Annotated in this window: 16 protein-coding genes; 5 read left to right on the forward strand and 11 right to left on the reverse strand. The window is 37.5% G+C overall.

The window, feature by feature from the left end; all coding sequences use genetic code 11:
* Positions 1-23: 23 nt before the first annotated feature.
* The 3 genes from MKX73_RS05350 to MKX73_RS05360 form a co-directional block, all read right to left on the reverse strand.
* A complete protein-coding gene (locus MKX73_RS05350; protein WP_445783322.1) occupies positions 24-1,499 on the reverse strand; it encodes a PH domain-containing protein in 1,476 nt (491 codons plus the stop codon).
* Positions 1,492-1,971 (reverse strand): PH domain-containing protein, encoded by a 480-nt coding sequence (locus MKX73_RS05355; RefSeq protein WP_340716603.1) that lies wholly within the window; start codon positions 1,969-1,971, stop codon positions 1,492-1,494. The genes MKX73_RS05350 and MKX73_RS05355 overlap by 8 nt, the downstream gene beginning before the upstream one ends.
* Positions 1,972-2,198: 227 nt before the next feature.
* Entirely contained in the window at positions 2,199-3,743 is a 1,545-nt protein-coding gene (locus MKX73_RS05360) for a DEAD/DEAH box helicase (protein ID WP_340716604.1), read from the reverse strand.
* Between the two features lie 36 nt (positions 3,744-3,779).
* Here MKX73_RS05360 and MKX73_RS05365 point away from each other — a divergent pair, with 36 nt between their 5' ends.
* Entirely contained in the window at positions 3,780-3,953 is a 174-nt protein-coding gene (locus tag MKX73_RS05365; protein ID WP_340716605.1) for a hypothetical protein, read from the forward strand.
* A 154-nt stretch (positions 3,954-4,107) separates the two neighbouring features.
* Here MKX73_RS05365 and MKX73_RS05370 read toward each other — a convergent pair whose 3' ends face one another.
* The 4 genes from MKX73_RS05370 to MKX73_RS05385 form a co-directional block, all read right to left on the reverse strand.
* Positions 4,108-4,803 carry an alpha/beta hydrolase gene (locus MKX73_RS05370; RefSeq protein ID WP_340716606.1) on the reverse strand — a complete coding sequence of 232 codons (696 nt, stop codon included), beginning with the start codon at positions 4,801-4,803 and terminating at the stop codon, positions 4,108-4,110.
* Between the two features lie 92 nt (positions 4,804-4,895).
* Entirely contained in the window at positions 4,896-6,266 is a 1,371-nt protein-coding gene (locus tag MKX73_RS05375; RefSeq protein ID WP_340716607.1) for a UDP-N-acetylmuramoyl-tripeptide--D-alanyl-D-alanine ligase, read from the reverse strand.
* Between the two features lie 12 nt (positions 6,267-6,278).
* Positions 6,279-7,352 (reverse strand): D-alanine--D-alanine ligase, encoded by a 1,074-nt coding sequence (locus MKX73_RS05380; protein WP_340716608.1) that lies wholly within the window; start codon positions 7,350-7,352, stop codon positions 6,279-6,281.
* Positions 7,353-7,450: 98 nt separating this feature from the next.
* Positions 7,451-8,200: a hypothetical protein gene (locus MKX73_RS05385; protein WP_340716609.1), complete on the reverse strand. Its 750-nt coding sequence runs from the start codon at positions 8,198-8,200 to the stop codon at positions 7,451-7,453.
* A gap of 290 nt (positions 8,201-8,490) precedes the next feature.
* On the opposite strand from MKX73_RS05385, the gene MKX73_RS05390 reads away from it, so the two are divergent.
* On the forward strand, positions 8,491-9,681 hold the full coding sequence (locus MKX73_RS05390) for an FtsW/RodA/SpoVE family cell cycle protein (protein ID WP_340716610.1): 1,191 nt from the start codon (positions 8,491-8,493) through the stop codon (positions 9,679-9,681).
* 92 nt (positions 9,682-9,773) lie between these two features.
* Here MKX73_RS05390 and MKX73_RS05395 read toward each other — a convergent pair whose 3' ends face one another.
* Entirely contained in the window at positions 9,774-9,911 is a 138-nt protein-coding gene (locus MKX73_RS05395; protein ID WP_176141992.1) for an Lmo0850 family protein, read from the reverse strand.
* A gap of 480 nt (positions 9,912-10,391) precedes the next feature.
* On the opposite strand from MKX73_RS05395, the gene MKX73_RS05400 reads away from it, so the two are divergent.
* Together MKX73_RS05400 and cls are read left to right on the forward strand one after the other, a co-directional pair.
* Positions 10,392-11,192, forward strand: a complete 801-nt coding sequence (locus MKX73_RS05400) for a YwqG family protein (protein ID WP_340716611.1) — start codon at positions 10,392-10,394, stop codon at positions 11,190-11,192.
* A gap of 78 nt (positions 11,193-11,270) precedes the next feature.
* Complete coding sequence (cls, locus tag MKX73_RS05405; protein ID WP_340716612.1) at positions 11,271-12,737, forward strand: cardiolipin synthase; 1,467 nt, start codon at positions 11,271-11,273, stop codon at positions 12,735-12,737.
* A gap of 102 nt (positions 12,738-12,839) precedes the next feature.
* Here the strand turns inward: cls and MKX73_RS05410 are convergent, their stop codons facing one another.
* The 3 genes from MKX73_RS05410 to MKX73_RS05420 all read right to left on the reverse strand — a co-directional run bounded on the left by MKX73_RS05410 (position 12,840) and on the right by MKX73_RS05420 (position 15,094).
* Entirely contained in the window at positions 12,840-13,730 is an 891-nt protein-coding gene (locus MKX73_RS05410) for a M15 family metallopeptidase (RefSeq protein ID WP_340716613.1), read from the reverse strand.
* 25 nt (positions 13,731-13,755) lie between these two features.
* On the reverse strand, positions 13,756-14,010 hold the full coding sequence (locus MKX73_RS05415) for a hypothetical protein (protein WP_079523311.1): 255 nt from the start codon (positions 14,008-14,010) through the stop codon (positions 13,756-13,758).
* A 289-nt stretch (positions 14,011-14,299) separates the two neighbouring features.
* Positions 14,300-15,094 (reverse strand): helix-turn-helix transcriptional regulator, encoded by a 795-nt coding sequence (locus MKX73_RS05420; RefSeq protein ID WP_340716614.1) that lies wholly within the window; start codon positions 15,092-15,094, stop codon positions 14,300-14,302.
* A 576-nt stretch (positions 15,095-15,670) separates the two neighbouring features.
* On the opposite strand from MKX73_RS05420, the gene MKX73_RS05425 reads away from it, so the two are divergent.
* The gene (locus MKX73_RS05425) at positions 15,671-16,321 is read left to right on the forward strand and encodes a LytTR family DNA-binding domain-containing protein (RefSeq protein ID WP_339174070.1); all 651 of its coding nucleotides are present in this window, start codon (positions 15,671-15,673) and stop codon (positions 16,319-16,321) included.
* Positions 16,322-16,408: the final 87 nt, after the last annotated feature.

The raw sequence follows: 16,408 nt of genomic DNA on the forward strand, positions 1-16,408 counted from the left end.
AATTCTTCGCGGATCCTGTTTTTTTAATGTTCATACCAGGACAGTACTCTTTCGACTTCCTGTTGTTCCATATGACGCGCTGTCGCTGAAGCACCGTGCATGCCCGACATCACTACAATTTTTACAGAACCAATATCCCGTCGCTTCTGGAAATAGGTTTGACTACCTTGCGTGATTTGAACACGCTTTTTTAAAGCATAAAATGTTACACGGCTGACTAGGCGCGAGACAATCGTAATTTGCTGATCTTTCACCGTAAATCCGGTCGTCTTAAATTGCCATCTTCCCAGTAGAATGATTGGCACGATTAGCAATAATGATAACAGTCCATACGGGTAGAAAAAGTACGAGATTGCACCAATCAACGGAACCAACCATATAAAATCAATCCGATAGAAAAAAGGCTGTGCTTTTTTTGGCGGCTGAACAAGTTGGGTAACTTGAAAATCGTATTCTGGAAACAGTTCTGCCAATGGTGTAAACAATTCTTTTTTTGCAATTAACGGGAAGAGGATGATTTTTTTATCATTTTCCCCACTAAATCCTCCCCCGGCACTTTCTACTGCAACAGATGCCAAGCCGAGCATTTGCTGGAAAGGGTTTTCCGCAAGTTTAATCGCCTGAACCCTGTTTAACGGGATTGTCACACGTTTTTTTTCGATTAATCCCCGCGTAATAATCAACCGGTCATGCTGCTTGCTGACAGTAAAGTTATAATAGTTTAAAAAGGTCAAGCCAACTGAAATTCCCCATGCCAGCATTAGCGCAAGAGCGATGAGAATCATGATGACAATATATCCGTATTTCACTAAAAACGCCAATTCATCATAAATCAAATCAAATGGAATAAACTCCGCAAATTGTGAAAGGACAGCAAAAACTCCGGCAATTACTACTCCAACACCGCTGGAAGTCGTCGCTAACAATAGCAGTTCCGGTACTTTCATTTTATGCAGCACCACTGATTTCTGCTCCGGTTCTTCTTCCGCCAGTTGTACCAGATCATTTTCAAGAGGCAGTTTTTGCTTCGCCTTTTTCATTTGAATTTCCACTTCGTCTGCTGCAGCTTTCGTTACCGCTGTTAACTCTGCTTCTGGTTTACCGTCTTTACTTCCCGCCGTTTCAACCTGTACTTGTACAAGCTTGAATAACCGGTGGAAAATACCTTCTTTATAATTCAGATTTTGTATGCGATCAAATGGAATGTAGCGCTTTTTCTTTATAAAAAGACCATATTCCACACGCAGTTCACTATCTTCAAACCAATAGACAAATGTCCACCACTTTATCAGACCGCTCACTACCGTTACTGATAGGACAATCACTAAAATAAAGAGCGGGATCATTTCACTGAAAAATGTTTCGCTTCGATAATCCAGATTAATATTAAACCCGTTTGCCGCAACAATGATAATGATCGGTATGAGGAGGTCTTTCAATGCTTTTACTACATTGATGATCGCCGTTACAGGATGAAGCTTATATTTCTCTTTAGACATCATCTTCCGCCACCCTTGCAAGTTCAGAAATTTTTGTCCTCAACTCATCAGCATCTTCAACTTTCAGCATAGGTATCGTATGTACAGTTGCCGCCGAAGAAATCGATATGTTCGCTAGCATGTACTTCTTTAAAATCGGTCCTTGCTCAGTATCGACATGCTGTACGCGCACCATCGGAATCAATGTCCGTTTAACGACAAAAAGACCGCTTTGAATTTCGATTTCCTGTTCTCGTACTTCATAGCGCCATATTCTCCAACGGATGCTCGGGAAGACAATAACCGAAAATGCAATCGATACCATTACGAGCGCAATGGCAATCCACATAATCCATTGAGGCCAGTCAAACCGGACTGTTAAAAATACGATGCCGCCTGTTAAAAGAGCGATGATAAAAGTTTGAATTATTCCATATAGTCTCCATACTGTTCGCGCTTTTTTAGGCAACTGAAACTTTGGTTGTTCTCTCACTCGTCCTACACCTCTTTCTTTCTATTATGCTATACGTATTAAATGCTTAAATGTTTCATTCCGCTTAATATCTAGGGTGATAAAAACATTCCCCTTCCCTCATAGTATAGTTAATTGGTAAATTTGTTAAATAATTTATAAAAATTTTATTTCCCGGAAAATATATTTATATAAAATCCCCATAAAAAAACACACCAACGAATAATCGTTGATGTGTTTGAATAGTATTAGTCTTCGCGACGTGGGCGTGGACGACGGTCACGAGAGCCTTCGCGACGAGCACCGCCTTCACGACGACCTCCCTCACGGCTTCCGCTGCCAGAACGGCTTCCGCCACCTTCACGACGGCGATCTCCTCCGCGACGGTCTCCACCGCCACGGTTGCCACCACGGTTACGGTCATTACCGCCACGGCCGCGGCCTCCGCCACCTTGTGAACGGTCACGACGCATTGGTAATGGACGTTCTTCCGATAATGATACTGGTGTAGCATCCGGTTCTTTAGTAATTGATTTAAGTGCTGCCGCTACTAAGTCAAGCGCATCATTATTTTCCAATAACTTAGCCGCTAAGTCACGGTAGTTGCCTAAATCATTATTTTGTACTAAATCAACTAATGATTGCATTGCATCTTCTTGTAAGCCTACTAATGCTTCTTCAGATGAAGGTGGACGTAAAGGAGTCATACGCTTTTTCGTAGTTTCTTCTACGATGCGTAAGTAACCCATTTCACGAGGTGTTACGAATGTTACTGCAACACCTGATTTACCAGCACGGCCTGTACGACCGATACGGTGAACGTATGATTCTGGATCTTGTGGAATATCAAAGTTGTAAACATGTGTTACACCTGAAATATCCAATCCACGTGCTGCAACGTCTGTTGCGATTAGGATATCGATTTTACCTTCTTTAAATTGACGTAAAACAGAAATACGTTTCGCCTGTGATAGATCACCGTGAATACCTTCAGCTAAGAAGCCACGTAATCCTAAAGCTTGGCTTAATTCATCAACACGGCGTTTCGTACGGCCGAAGATGATTGCTAATTCTGGTTTTTGTGAATCCAATAGACGAGATAAAGCATCGAATTTTTCGCGCTCTGTTGCTTTTACGAAGAATTGTTCAATGTTTTCCATTGTTAATTCTTTCGCTTTAATTTTTACGATTTCAGGATCTTTCATGAATGTCTCTGCAATTTTGCGGATTGCTGGAGGCATTGTCGCTGAGAATAGTAATGTTTGGCGATCTGATGGTACGTTTTCTAAAATCGCATTAATGTCATCGATGAAGCCCATGTTTAACATTTCATCCGCTTCGTCTAAAACTAAAGTTTGTACTTCGTCTAAACGTAATGTACGACGGTTAATATGGTCTTGAATACGACCTGGTGTACCTACAATAATTTGTGGTTTATTTTTCAATGCACGGATTTGACGGCCGATTTCTTGACCACCGTAAACTGATAATAATTTTACGCGCTTGTCATAACCTAATTTATAAAGTTCTTCTGAAACTTGGATTGCTAATTCACGAGTTGGAGCAATTACCAAAGCTTGGATATTTGGATTTTTTGGATCGATTTTCTCGATTAAAGGAATACCAAATGCAGCTGTCTTACCAGTACCTGTTTGTGCTTGGCCTAAAACGTCACGGCCAGCCATTGCAAACGTTACTGTTCCTTCTTGGATTGGTGTTGCTTCTTCAAATCCCATACGCTTAATAGAACGTAATGTCGATTCACTAATGTTTAATTCTGAAAAATTTGTCAAACTCTTCATTCTCCTTTTTCCTGTATAAGTTGACAAATGGTTACATTTTCAGATGAAATGGCGGCAAATTTCGAGCCATTGTATGTGGAACGTTTCCGTTACTTAAAAATTCTCTCTGCTTCATTACAGAGTTTCTTATATGAAAAGGAAAGCCCGGTCATTGCCGAGCGGTTCAATTCTACCGTTTCTAATTGGTTGTTGCTTTTGTAAAAAATAGAATAAAACCGTTTATCAAAAAAAAGCACTCTTCACCTATACGTCTGAAGAGTCTTCGCACAAAATGTATCCATTGCTTTTATTAGTCTAACATGGGTTGTAACGGTATGCAATGATATTGCTTTGTATCAAAATAGTCAGATATTTATTAACCCACTAAAAATTGATACACTTGCTCAAACCATTGCTCACAATCATCACTGTAACAAATATGATGTTTTCCACAATCTGAAATATACATTTGTTTTTGCTGCGACTGAATTTGTTCAAATAAAATTTGGGCAGTTGCACTAGGCACAATACCATCCAGCTCCCCTTGTACTATAAAAGTTGGGCACTGAATGTTCTTTATATAAGGTTCCGTTCTTTTCACGACCTTCATAAATTCAATCGTTGCTGTCAACGGAACATTTTTAAATTTAAATTTGTACCGTGCGAACAATTCATTTTCTTCTATCTTTTTATGCACCATATCCTGGGCAATTGCTCGAACATCTTTTACTAACTGCGTAGGACTCACATACTTTGCTGCAGCACTTAGGAGTACCAACTTTTTTACTGGGTAACGTATAGATAGGTACATCGCAATGACTCCGCCCATCGAAAAACCGACGACTATGACTTCATCGACTTGCTTTTTCAGTTGCCGGTATGCGATTTCCGCCTCCATCATCCAGTGCTCTGCTTTATAGCCTTTCATTGCCAAATGCTCTGCATCACCGTGACCGGAGAATGTCGGAATACTTAAGACCCAATCTATTCGTTGCTCTATATAATGCGCAAAAGGCTGTACTTCATACGGTCCACCAGAAAATCCATGTAAAAATAGGACACCGACTTTCATTCAATCACCTGCTTTCCACACACTGTTAGTAACTATAATAAGCGACATTCTTTGTCGAAAAAAGTTATTGCGCTAAAAAAATCGAGCTAGCACTAGGCTAACTCGATTGAATGGATAATTTTCTCCAACTGCATTCCACGTGAACCTTTTACTAAAAGGATGGACTCATCTGTTGCATGAGACTGGATTTTTTCAATAATCGGTGCGTAATCGCTTTCGGAATACACTAAATGATCAGCATCAAATGTTTCTTGCAATTTATTATAAAGCCACTTCATGCGCGGGCCATATAAGCAAACATAGCGTATTTCTTCAGGTTGAATATGTGCGGCAATTCCTTCGTGCATTTGCTTTTCATCATTTCCAAGCTCAAGCATGTCACCAAGTACAAGCCACTTTTCATTGCGGATTGTCGTTTGCTCGACAAATTGTATAGCTGCATGCATCGATGTTGGCGCAGCATTGTACGCATCGTTAATAAATAATAAATCGCCGACTGGAACAAGCTGCATCCGCATATCTGTCAAAACTACTTTCTTTAATGCTTCGCGGATTTGTTCGTCAGTTAAACCTAATGCCTTACTAACGAGCATTGCACTTAATGTATTTTTCACTTGGTGCTCGCCTAAAACCGAAATGAAGAAGTCTCCCTCGATGACTCCATCTACATGGAAACTGCTTCCTTGCGCTGTCGCTTCGATTTGTGATGCCGCTAAACTCTGTGCTTCGCTAAAGCCAAATGCCTGTGTTTTTAACTGCGGTGTTTTTGCAACTAGGTTTTGGAGTAGCGGTTCATCACCATCATAAAAAAGAACACCTTCTTCAGACAATCCTTTTACAATTTCAAACTTTGCCTGCGCAATCCCTTCCCGCGATCCTAAATCCTGCATATGAGCTTCGCCGATATTTGTAATAATGGCATAATGCGGTCGTGCAAGCTTTGTTAGAAATTCAATTTCTCCAAAACCGCTCATCCCCATTTCCAATACGGAAACTTCCGTATCTTCATCAAGCTGTAAAATCGTAATCGGTAAACCAAGCTGATTATTAAAGTTCCCGATTGTTTTTTGTACTTTAAAGTATGGTGAAAGGGCTCCCGCCAAAATATCTTTTGAAGACGTTTTCCCGTTTGAACCGGTAATCCCGATAAATGTCGCTTTATGCTCATTACGGTAACTCTCGGCCATTTTTTGTAGTGCCTGCTCCGGGTCTTCCACGAAAATTAACGGCAAATGTTCCGGGGGATTCGGCTCATCAATCATCCATAATGAAGCTCCCGCGCCTTTTTCAAATGCCTGCTCAACAAAACGGTGCCCATTTACTGCTTCTCCACGGAAAGGAATAAATAAATCCCCTTCTGCAATTGTCCGTGTATCAATGGAAATACCTGTGACAATCGTTTCAGGAAATGACTGATTTTCTATCGTTAACCATGCTGCAATTTGCTGTAAACTTTTTTTCACTTTTTATCCCACTCAATCTCTGTTGTATTGAAGCTGCTGTTTTTCTGTATAACGTTCCAGTGCAAAACCAATCAGCTTTTTAATTAGCTGTGGATATGTTACATCCGTATGCTGCCACAATAAAGGATACATGCTTACCGGTGTAAATCCTGGCATTGTATTTACTTCATTGATATAGATTTCGTTGTTTTCAGTTACAAAGAAATCTGCCCGCACTAATCCCGCTCCGTCGATCGCTTTAAACGCTCTTTTCGCCATATCTACCAAGTCTGTATAAACCTCGTCTTGTAATGGTGCCGGAATAATCAATGCTGTCGAGCCATCTTTATATTTTGAATCATAATCATAAAACTCGGTCATTGGCTTAATCTCACCTGCCACTGAAACGTCAGGTGTATCATTTCCTAAAACAGCAAGTTCGATTTCTCTAGCCGTTACACCTTGTTCAATCACAATTTTGCGGTCATATTGCAGTGCAAATTGGACAGCTTTTTCTAGTTCCGCTGCATTCGTCGCTTTGCTGATCCCTACACTTGAACCCAGGTTAGCCGGTTTAACAAACATCGGATAGCCTAAAGACTGTTCACATCTTTTAATCCAAGCTTCTTTCTCCCGCTCCCATTCACTTCGAATAAAATATTCATAAGGTAATTGCGGCAATTTTGCCATTTCAAACAACTGCTTCATCACTACCTTATCCATACCTGATGCTGAACCAAGAACACCGTTGCCTACATAGGGAATGTTCAGCACTTCCAAAAAGCCCTGTACTGTTCCATCTTCACCGTTCGTTCCATGCAGTAAAGGGAAGATCACATCAAACGGACTTTCCATATGTTTTGCAATAAATTGCGTAATATTATTTTCAGACTGGTCTGATGCCGTTGTAAACTGCAATTGTTCAATTGTTTGAGCGGGTTCTGTTAATTGAGGTCCAACACGCCATTCGCCCTTCAATGTTATAAAAATCGGGAAAACGTCAAACTCATTAAAATCCATTGCTTGCGTTACTGCCTTTGCGGTTGAGAGTGATACTTCATGCTCGGCTGACTTACCACCGTATAATAAACCAATTCTTTTTTTCATTTTTTTGACCTCCAGTTTTCACTAACCTTATTTTATCACGAATCTTCTAAACGCTTACATCGGATAAAAAACACCCACTGCCCTGTTCGCTGTGAGTGTCAACTAATTTGTATTAATTCATCATAGCCTTGTTTTAATATTTCATCTAAATCATCCCAAACTTCATCCGGATAATCATAATCGCTCAGCAACCGGAGTTCGATTGCATAATGGGAATTTGGTTTATCTAGCTTATATAATGACAGCAATGCGCCTTCCTTAACAAAAGGCCGATATAATCTTAATGTAGAAGGATCGATTGTCGGTGAGTTGTTTTTATTCTTTCTTCTCCAAAAGCTCCCAACACCTTCTTTATCTCTTATCATTTGATTAAATAGATTCGCAACAAGTATTTCAGAATCGCCAATAAAACGATAATATACTTTTGTCAATTTGTCAGTTACAGATGAATAATAAGCATAGCGATTTTGCAGTTTGCTGAAAAATGGCGATGCAAGCGGCTCACGCTTATGGCTTAAATACAGGAGTTCTGCCTGTTCAAGAGGCGTTAACGTATTAATGTTTTTCTCTGTCGTAAAATCCACCCAGCATAAATCTTTCTTTAAATCGCTTTCCCTTTTCAAAAAATCTCGCATATCTTCACTTGTTACAAAATCAAATTGTGTATGCATATTAAAAGAGCCATTTTCATACGCGTGCTTTAATAGCAGAACATTTTTTACGGGCTCAACCGAAACCATAAATTCCTTCAGTGTAAGACCACTATAAATAACAAAATGTTCGACATCGTTCATATGAATATATAAATGATGCATAAAATCTTCAGCAGATTTCATTTTCTTAGCCACGATTTGCACGCCCCTTTAATATGAATAATATGATTATTATATGACTTCTCATTCAAATTTGAAACATTTTCTCACCTGTTTCGTCCAACTTTTAAATTAGTCTTACTAAAGTAATTTTTATAAGAATATGATAAAGTAAATAAAGCTTAAAACATTACAGCAATTTCCGTGAAAACTTTCCTATTCTGCAAGTCCATTACCGGGAAATGTTGTGCCATATAAAGAGCCTTCAATTTGTTGGTATCTTCTGGCCCTTGAAAGGGTTAAATTTAATAATTAAGGTGAAATGAATGGATACAAACAATTACAATTTCAATAAACGGTTCGACTGGCCGCTTACTACTATCCTCATCATATTTTTAGGAGTAAGTGTGCTTGCAATCGCATCTGCACAAACTTCAGGTCAATATGGAATAAATTTCATTCCGAAGCAAATAATAAACTACGCTATTTTTGCTGTTATTGTTGCATTTGTTATGTACTTTGACCCTGATCAGTATAAAAAAATGGCCTGGCCGTTGTACGGGTTCGGAATCTTACTATTAGTTGCCCTTGTCATTATTCCGACATCAACTGGTTTAACTGTCGAAACAAACGGAGCAAAGAGCTGGTTCCAAACACCGATCGGTAATATTCAGCCTGCGGAATTTATGAAGACATTCTACATTTTGGCTTCTGCCTTTTTAATTAGTAAGCACAATGAAAATTACCAGATTAAAACGATTAAATCCGATCTATTGCTGCTCGGTAAAATTTGTTTGACGTTGGCAATACCGCTTGGCTTCATTATGATGCAGCCGGATCTGGGTTCTGCTCTAGTATTCTTTGCTATTACTGCAGCACTTGTAATTGTCGCAGGTGTAACCTGGAAAATTATTTTGCCGCTTTTTGGCGGTGCAGTAGTTGTAGGCGGTTCACTATTATGGATGGCACTGTATATGCAGGATTTTCTGGAAAAGACATTTGGTTTCCAGCCATACCAGTTCGCCCGTATTTACTCTTGGATCAACCCTTATGAGTATGCGACTTCAGACGGCTATCATTTAATTACTTCACTAAATGCCATTGGCTCCGGTGAGGTTTTCGGTAAAGGATTCATGGCGCGTGAAGTATATGTTGCGGAAAACCATACAGACTTTATCTTTGCTGTCATCGGAGAAGAATGGGGCTTTATCGGCGCAAGCGCTGTTATCTGTCTATACTTCCTGTTAATCTATCACTTAACGAAGATGACATTATTATTAAAAGATCCGTTCTGTACTTATGTATGTGCAGGGATTATCGCTATGATCACATTCCATGTTTTCGAAAACATCGGTATGACAATACAGCTTCTGCCGATTACAGGGATTCCGCTACCTTTCATTAGCTACGGAGGCAGTTCGATGATGGGGAATGCTTTAGCGATTGGTCTAGTCTACAGTATGAAATTTCATTATCGGACGTACATGTTTACAACAAATGATCCGGACGATGAATAAAATAAAAGGACCCGTGCCATGCACGGGTCCTTTTCCTATTGCTGAAAGAAAATAAGGTACGATGAACGGGGTTTCATCACACCTGATTTCCATTAATTTTGCGTTTGTGGAGTTTGTGTTGGTGGTGTTAAAACTTTTAAAAGCTCAAGACGAGATTTCGTAACTGTCGCCGTAACACCTAATTTTGATAAGTTTGTAACAATACGCTTTAAATCAATCTCTTTCGCCATTTGATTACACCTCAAACTTTCCTTTGTTAATATATATAACGTTATTTCGTATTAAAAGTTTCAAATTCATAAGGTCAGACCTTCTACTCACTTCATATGTTACCACGTATAAACTTATTTTTCTTTCCTGTTTTGTGACAAAACTAAAACATAATTAAACTTAACCGTTTATTAACAATAATAAACCTGTATAAATTTATTTTTAACGGAAATTTTTACTGTAAAATTCATAATTACTTTTGAAATATTTTACATAACCTTCTCGAATACATGTTATTTAATAATTTTATTTTTCACAGGTAGTCAAAATGAATTGTATTATATTTCCAACTATGTTTAACAAAAATTACAAGTGGAAATATTGAACATATCAAGACCATTTTTGTGAAGTAAATCCGTTAGGAATTGATAAATATTCGTTCGTACGGGGCCTTTAATTCATCTTTCACATAGATGTTACTTCAGTAGGAGGAACTTCAAATGCCACATATAGAAAAAAATATTTATATTCCAAAAGAATTGATCCATTATCATACAAGTTTAAGTCACTCAGCCGAACAAGTAGCAATTTTACAACCGGTAAAACAGCCTGCTTTTTTACATGAAAGTAAATTTGCCGGTCTCCCTTTTTTGACAAATAAAATGGAACATCCAAAAGATAACCGCAATCGCTATATGCTGTTTCTGGCGCAGCTTAACTTTGCGGAAATTCAGCTTGATCACCCATTTCCGCAAGATGGTATATTGCAATTTTATATCCCGCAGCAATGTTATGAAAAGGAAAAGTTACATTCGGAATGTCGTTCTTTCAAAGTGCAGTATATACCTTATCAAGGTCACTATAATGAATTTATTCAGGATTTCACGTATTTAGAAGACGTAAACATCAGCAGCTTTCCGATTCAGCAGGAAATGAAGCTTATAACAAAAACACAATTTGAACCGGTATCTGCAATGGATTACCGTTTAAATAATTATTTTAAACCTGAAATAATGGATGCACCCATTACATTGGATGACCGTTCATTTCAGGATGTATATTTGGAAAGTTATTTAGCGGCAGAACATAAAATTGGCGGCTATCCCTATTTTATACATCAGGACTTCAGAAAAACGTCGCCCTATCTACAGCACTACGACACATTGTTACTGCAGATCGTTTCAAACGATGAGCAGAATATTATGTGGGGAGATAGCGGGATTATCAGCTTCTTCATTAACTCCAAAAAATTAGCACAATGTGATTTCTCGGATATTTACTTCCATGTTGAGGAATATTAATCACAAAGAAGCACTCGCTTGAAGTGTTTCTTTTTTTGTTTTGCTTCCATAGGATATAATAAGAAAGAAGGAAAGTAGGTGAATCTTTTGAGCGCAATTATCCAAAGTTCCATTCTCGTACCACTTATAATGTTTTTAAATATTCTATTTGCACTGACTGTCATTTTTCTAGAGCGCAAAAAGCCTTCATCGACGTGGGCATGGTTGCTCGTTCTTTTTTTCTTACCGTTTGTTGGATTTTTCCTTTATTTATTATTGGGAAGACAATTGAGAAAAAAACACTTATTCCGTTGGGATGGCAGAAAAGATATCGGGATTGAACAACTGATTAACTATCAGATTGAAGCAATTGAAAATAACGAGCTGGAACTGCGTACAGAAAATATTAAAAATTATAACCATCTTATTTATATGAATCTAAAAACAAACAACGCTGTTCTGACACAGGATAATGATGTGAAAATTTTCGATGACGGCAGTGACAAGTTCGAAGCACTTATAAATGATATTCAACATGCGAAAAACCATATTCATATTCAATACTATATTTTCAAACTGGATAACTTGGGACAACGCATTGTAAATGCTTTAATAAAAAAGGCGAAACAAGGCGTAAAAGTAAGAGTACTATTTGATGAAATGGGCTCACGCGGAGTTCGGAAGCGGCATTTTAAAGAGCTGATCGAAGCTGGCGGTGAAGTAGAAGTGTTTTTCCCTTCGATTTTGCCGCTCATCAACCCACGCCTGAACTTCAGAAATCACAGAAAAATCTCCATAATAGACGGGCGTATCGGCTATATTGGAGGATTTAACGTTGGGGATGAATATTTAAGTTTATCGGATCGATTTGGCTACTGGCGCGATACACATTTACGTATTGAAGGGAGTGCTGTCCACCCATTACAGACTCGCTTCATTTTGGACTGGAATCAGGCAAGTGCCAAAAATGATATTTGTTATGCGGAACGTTATTTTCCGATTATTCCTCAAAAAGGAACAGCCGCTCTGCAAATTATATCAAGCGGACCTGACACAGAATGGGAAGTCATTAAAAATAACTACTTGCATTTAATCTCAAATGCAAAAAAATACGTGTACATACAGTCCCCGTATTTCATTCCGGATGAATCATTTTTTGATGCGATTCGAATCGCTGCCCTATCCGGAATCGATGTTCGGATTATGATTCCGAATAAACCTGACCACATGTTCGTCTATTGGGCGACTTATTCATATGTAGGACCTCTCGTTGAAGCTGGAGCCAAAGTATACCAGTATGAGAAGGGCTTTATTCATGCCAAAATGATTGTCGTGGATGATGAAATTGCTTCAGTCGGTACCGCAAATATTGATGTGCGTAGCTTTAGTTTAAACTTTGAAGTGAATGCCCTTCTTTATGATGGATTATTGGCACACAGTCTTGCTGAAATATTCGAAAATGATATATTAGACTGCTCAGAGCTCACATATGAACTGTATAATAACCGTTCCAATTTTATTAAATTCAAAGAATCCATCTCCCGGTTATTGTCCCCGATTTTATAAAAAAATGATTGTGATAATAGAGTAAGTTGAAAACCTTTTGAACATGTAAAAAAACCAATTTTCCTCCAAGAGAAAATTGGTTTTTTATTTATAATCCACGTATTATTGAATCCCTAAGTATTCTTCCAGCGTTACGCCTGCTTCGTATACCTTCGTCGCCAGATCGCCTTCCAGATAACGGAAATGCCATGATTCATGCATGAAACCTGTAATTTCTTCTTTCCCTTTAGGATAACGTAAAATGAACCCGTACTTATGGGCATTCTGTGCCAACCACTGCCCTGCTTCAGTGTCGCCGAATTCATTTGTCAGCCACAATTCTTCACGACCCTTTTCCCCGATATCAAAAGCAAGTCCCGTTTGATGCTCGGAATATCCTGGTCTTGCACTATAGCGATCGGCCGCTTCCTTTCCGTCTCGCTTCACATAACGGTCATATAGCGTTTTTTGATATTCGTAAGAACGGAAACCACTAAAAGCAACGAGCTCAATGTTATTTTCCATCGCAGCTTTTGCCATCTTTTCAAAGGCTGCACGTGCCTTAGGATCTTCCCCTTTATTGTAGGTAGCAGGAAGAGGATTTTTCTTATTCGCAATTAAAACCCCTTTTACAAAAGTAGGTTCTGTTGCAGGCTTTTGGCCGACAATATATCCATTTTCCAGCTCCACTTCTTTCGTAGCGGGTGGAATTTCTTTAGCAGGTTGCTTTATTGGCTGCTCCCCGGAATTTACCGAAGGGTTTTCACCATTTTTTCCTGAAGAAGCCATATCATCAGCATTTCCATCTTGTTGCTTCAACGGTTCTTCCGTTTCGATTGCTTTATTTTGTGTCTCTTCATTTTCCAGTTCAGTTGGTTCAACAGATTCTTCTTCTGTAGCAGATTGTGCTACTTCAAATTTATAATAAATAGACCCTAAGATCGCGATTAAAATAATAATTGAAATGGATACAATCATTGCGATCGGACTTTTTCTGTTTGCTTTTCTGTTCATTCCATTTCGCCTTCTTTTTCTATTTTTATCCTGTAACAATAATGAATAAAACAATAATTGATAAAACCGCAAAAATCATCGACATCTTCTGCATCCATTTTGCTTCTTTTTCATGACCCTTTTCTTTAAAGGTGCGTGAACGGAAAAAATTCGTAAATGTAAACATAATCGTCATAGCTAAAATAGCCGCTTCCATATTTTGTTTCACAATGAAAAATAGTGCGGTTAAACTAGCTCCTGCAACTAAAACGAGTGAGATCGCTCTTTCATATTTTTTCATTTTTCTCTCCTTACATGATGATTGCATCTTCTTCATTAAGCGCAATCTGATTTTCAATCTTTGTTTAGTATAAAACTAGCTTAATTGATAATGCAATTTTGAAAATCCTAAAAATAATAACTAGTTTTCAAATAAAAAACTCTACATGTAATAATATATACCATGCAGAGTTTTCATATATTATTCTTTTTTTTCTGAAACTTTAAACCGGACTAAGAATAAAGAAATTAAACTAACCTATCCGCCCTACTTCTATGTGGCATTATATGCACCAGCAGGATTTCTTGTATTAAACACTTTCATACTCGACTTCAGGAATTTCAAAACGGAAAAACTCATGATGCAGTTCGTCGCGGAAATGTTTAGGTGTTACACCTGTGTATTTTTTGAAAATTCTAGTGAAATAACTCTGATTGCAGAAATGGAACTGATCTGAAATTGACGTAATACTTTTATTCGTATGACGTAAATAATATTGGGATTCCTCTACACGGCGAACATTTAAGTATTCAACTAAAGTGATTCCTACATGCTCACGGAAAATACGCGATAAATGACTCGTACTAATATGGAAGTTCGCTGCAATACTTTCAACTGTTAAATCATTTTCCAGCTCATCATTTATGTACATAATTACTTTGTTTACTGTTTGGTGACGGAACGTAGGCTGTTTACGGTCCGCAATAAAATACACATAAAAATCGATTAAGTCATCTGCAAATTGCAGAAACTCGGCATCCTTCATCTTGTTTTCAATCATATCTGCACATGCTAAATTGAAGGCAAATGCTTTTTTAGAAGGAACTTGATTATCTAAAAGCTTACGCGCAACAATTGAGGATAACGTAACAAAGTATGAGCGCACTACTTTAATGACCTGTTTTCCGAAGCGTGCGGATAATATGTCTATAATTTCATGTAATGTCTTCTTTGCTTTCGCTACTTCTAAATGATAAACTTCAAAAACCAATCGAGATTCCAGAACAAAAAAATCTTCGATACCAGCATATTGATTGATATTGTCAATCTCTTGAAAATATCGTTTTGAAATTGTTTCCGAGATTGAATATTGATGTAGTTGCATAAGTTACCCCATCTTTCTTCAGAATGACCTTCTATTACTTATTGGAAAAACAAGCCTAATACAAAATGGACAAAAATTTGTCATAATTCTGCAGATTATACATGAGCGTGCCTGTACTTCATAATAAGTAATATCATTATATTAATCATAAGAAATTTCTATAGTAAATTTCTTTTATTAAGCAAAGTAATTATTTATACATTTTTATATTTATACTATTATAATATGCGTTAATATCCGCATAATAGTACATTTTATTAGTAACTATAGTGAATATTACCATATTTCAAGTTTTGCTTTCAACCTAATTTTAACAATTAACCTAGGACGAAATTATTAGGTTACTTCCAATTATAGAAATAAAGGAATTTAAAAAATGCATATTTCACCTAATCATACTCTTTTAGCATAGTAATTTTCACGCTATTTTTTCATTATATTTTTTATAAAGAAAAATTCTTTTTAAAATCTTTTTTAACTTTTTTCAATTTAAAAAATCTTACCAACCTAATTTCTTTAAATATGTAGTAAAATAGTTCATAATTGTATAAAATGCTTATAAAGAGGTGTTATAAAGTGGATCCAAGACAAATAGAAGAAATTATGGAAGTCATTAAAGAATTTTTCCCTGAAAATACATCAATTGCTATTTCAGATACCAATGAGTATTTATATTACCAGCCAAGCAAAAAAGTAGACTTAAAAATCAAAGCAGGCGACCCGATTAAAGAAGGTTCTGCTGCGTACAAAGCATTAACGTATGGTCAAAAGATCAATTCATACATTGAATCGGACGTATTCGGTGTTCCATATTACGGAATGAGTATTCCTCTCATTGAAGAAGGCGAAACAAAAGGTGCTATTACAGCGATCTTCCCTCAAAAACCTTCTCCATTTTTAACAAATTATATTACAGTAAAAATTGATGACTGCTGGTACCCAATTAAACACAACCAAGTGATTTATCTGGAAACTCAATTACGTAAAACATTTGTAAAAACGATGCACCGTGAAGGGTATCACCGTTTGAACTTAAGTGACTTAGAGTTATTTTTAGCTCCTGATTCGTTCATTCGCTGCCACCGTTCTTACATTGTAAATATCGATTATATTGATGAAATCCAGCCAGACTCACACTCAACTTTCCTGTTAATTATGAAAGACGGTACACGTATCCCTGTAAGCCAACGCTATGCAAGCTACTTCCGCCGTTCTTTAGGATTCTAAAACTATTTAAAAGCGACTCGTACATATATGAGTCGCTTTTATGCTTTTCATCCCCCTAGTCTTTCGACCTATTTTTCCGACCTTAAT

The organism is Solibacillus sp. FSL W7-1436, assembly GCF_038007305.1.
In the GTDB taxonomy this organism is placed as follows: domain Bacteria; phylum Bacillota; class Bacilli; order Bacillales_A; family Planococcaceae; genus Solibacillus.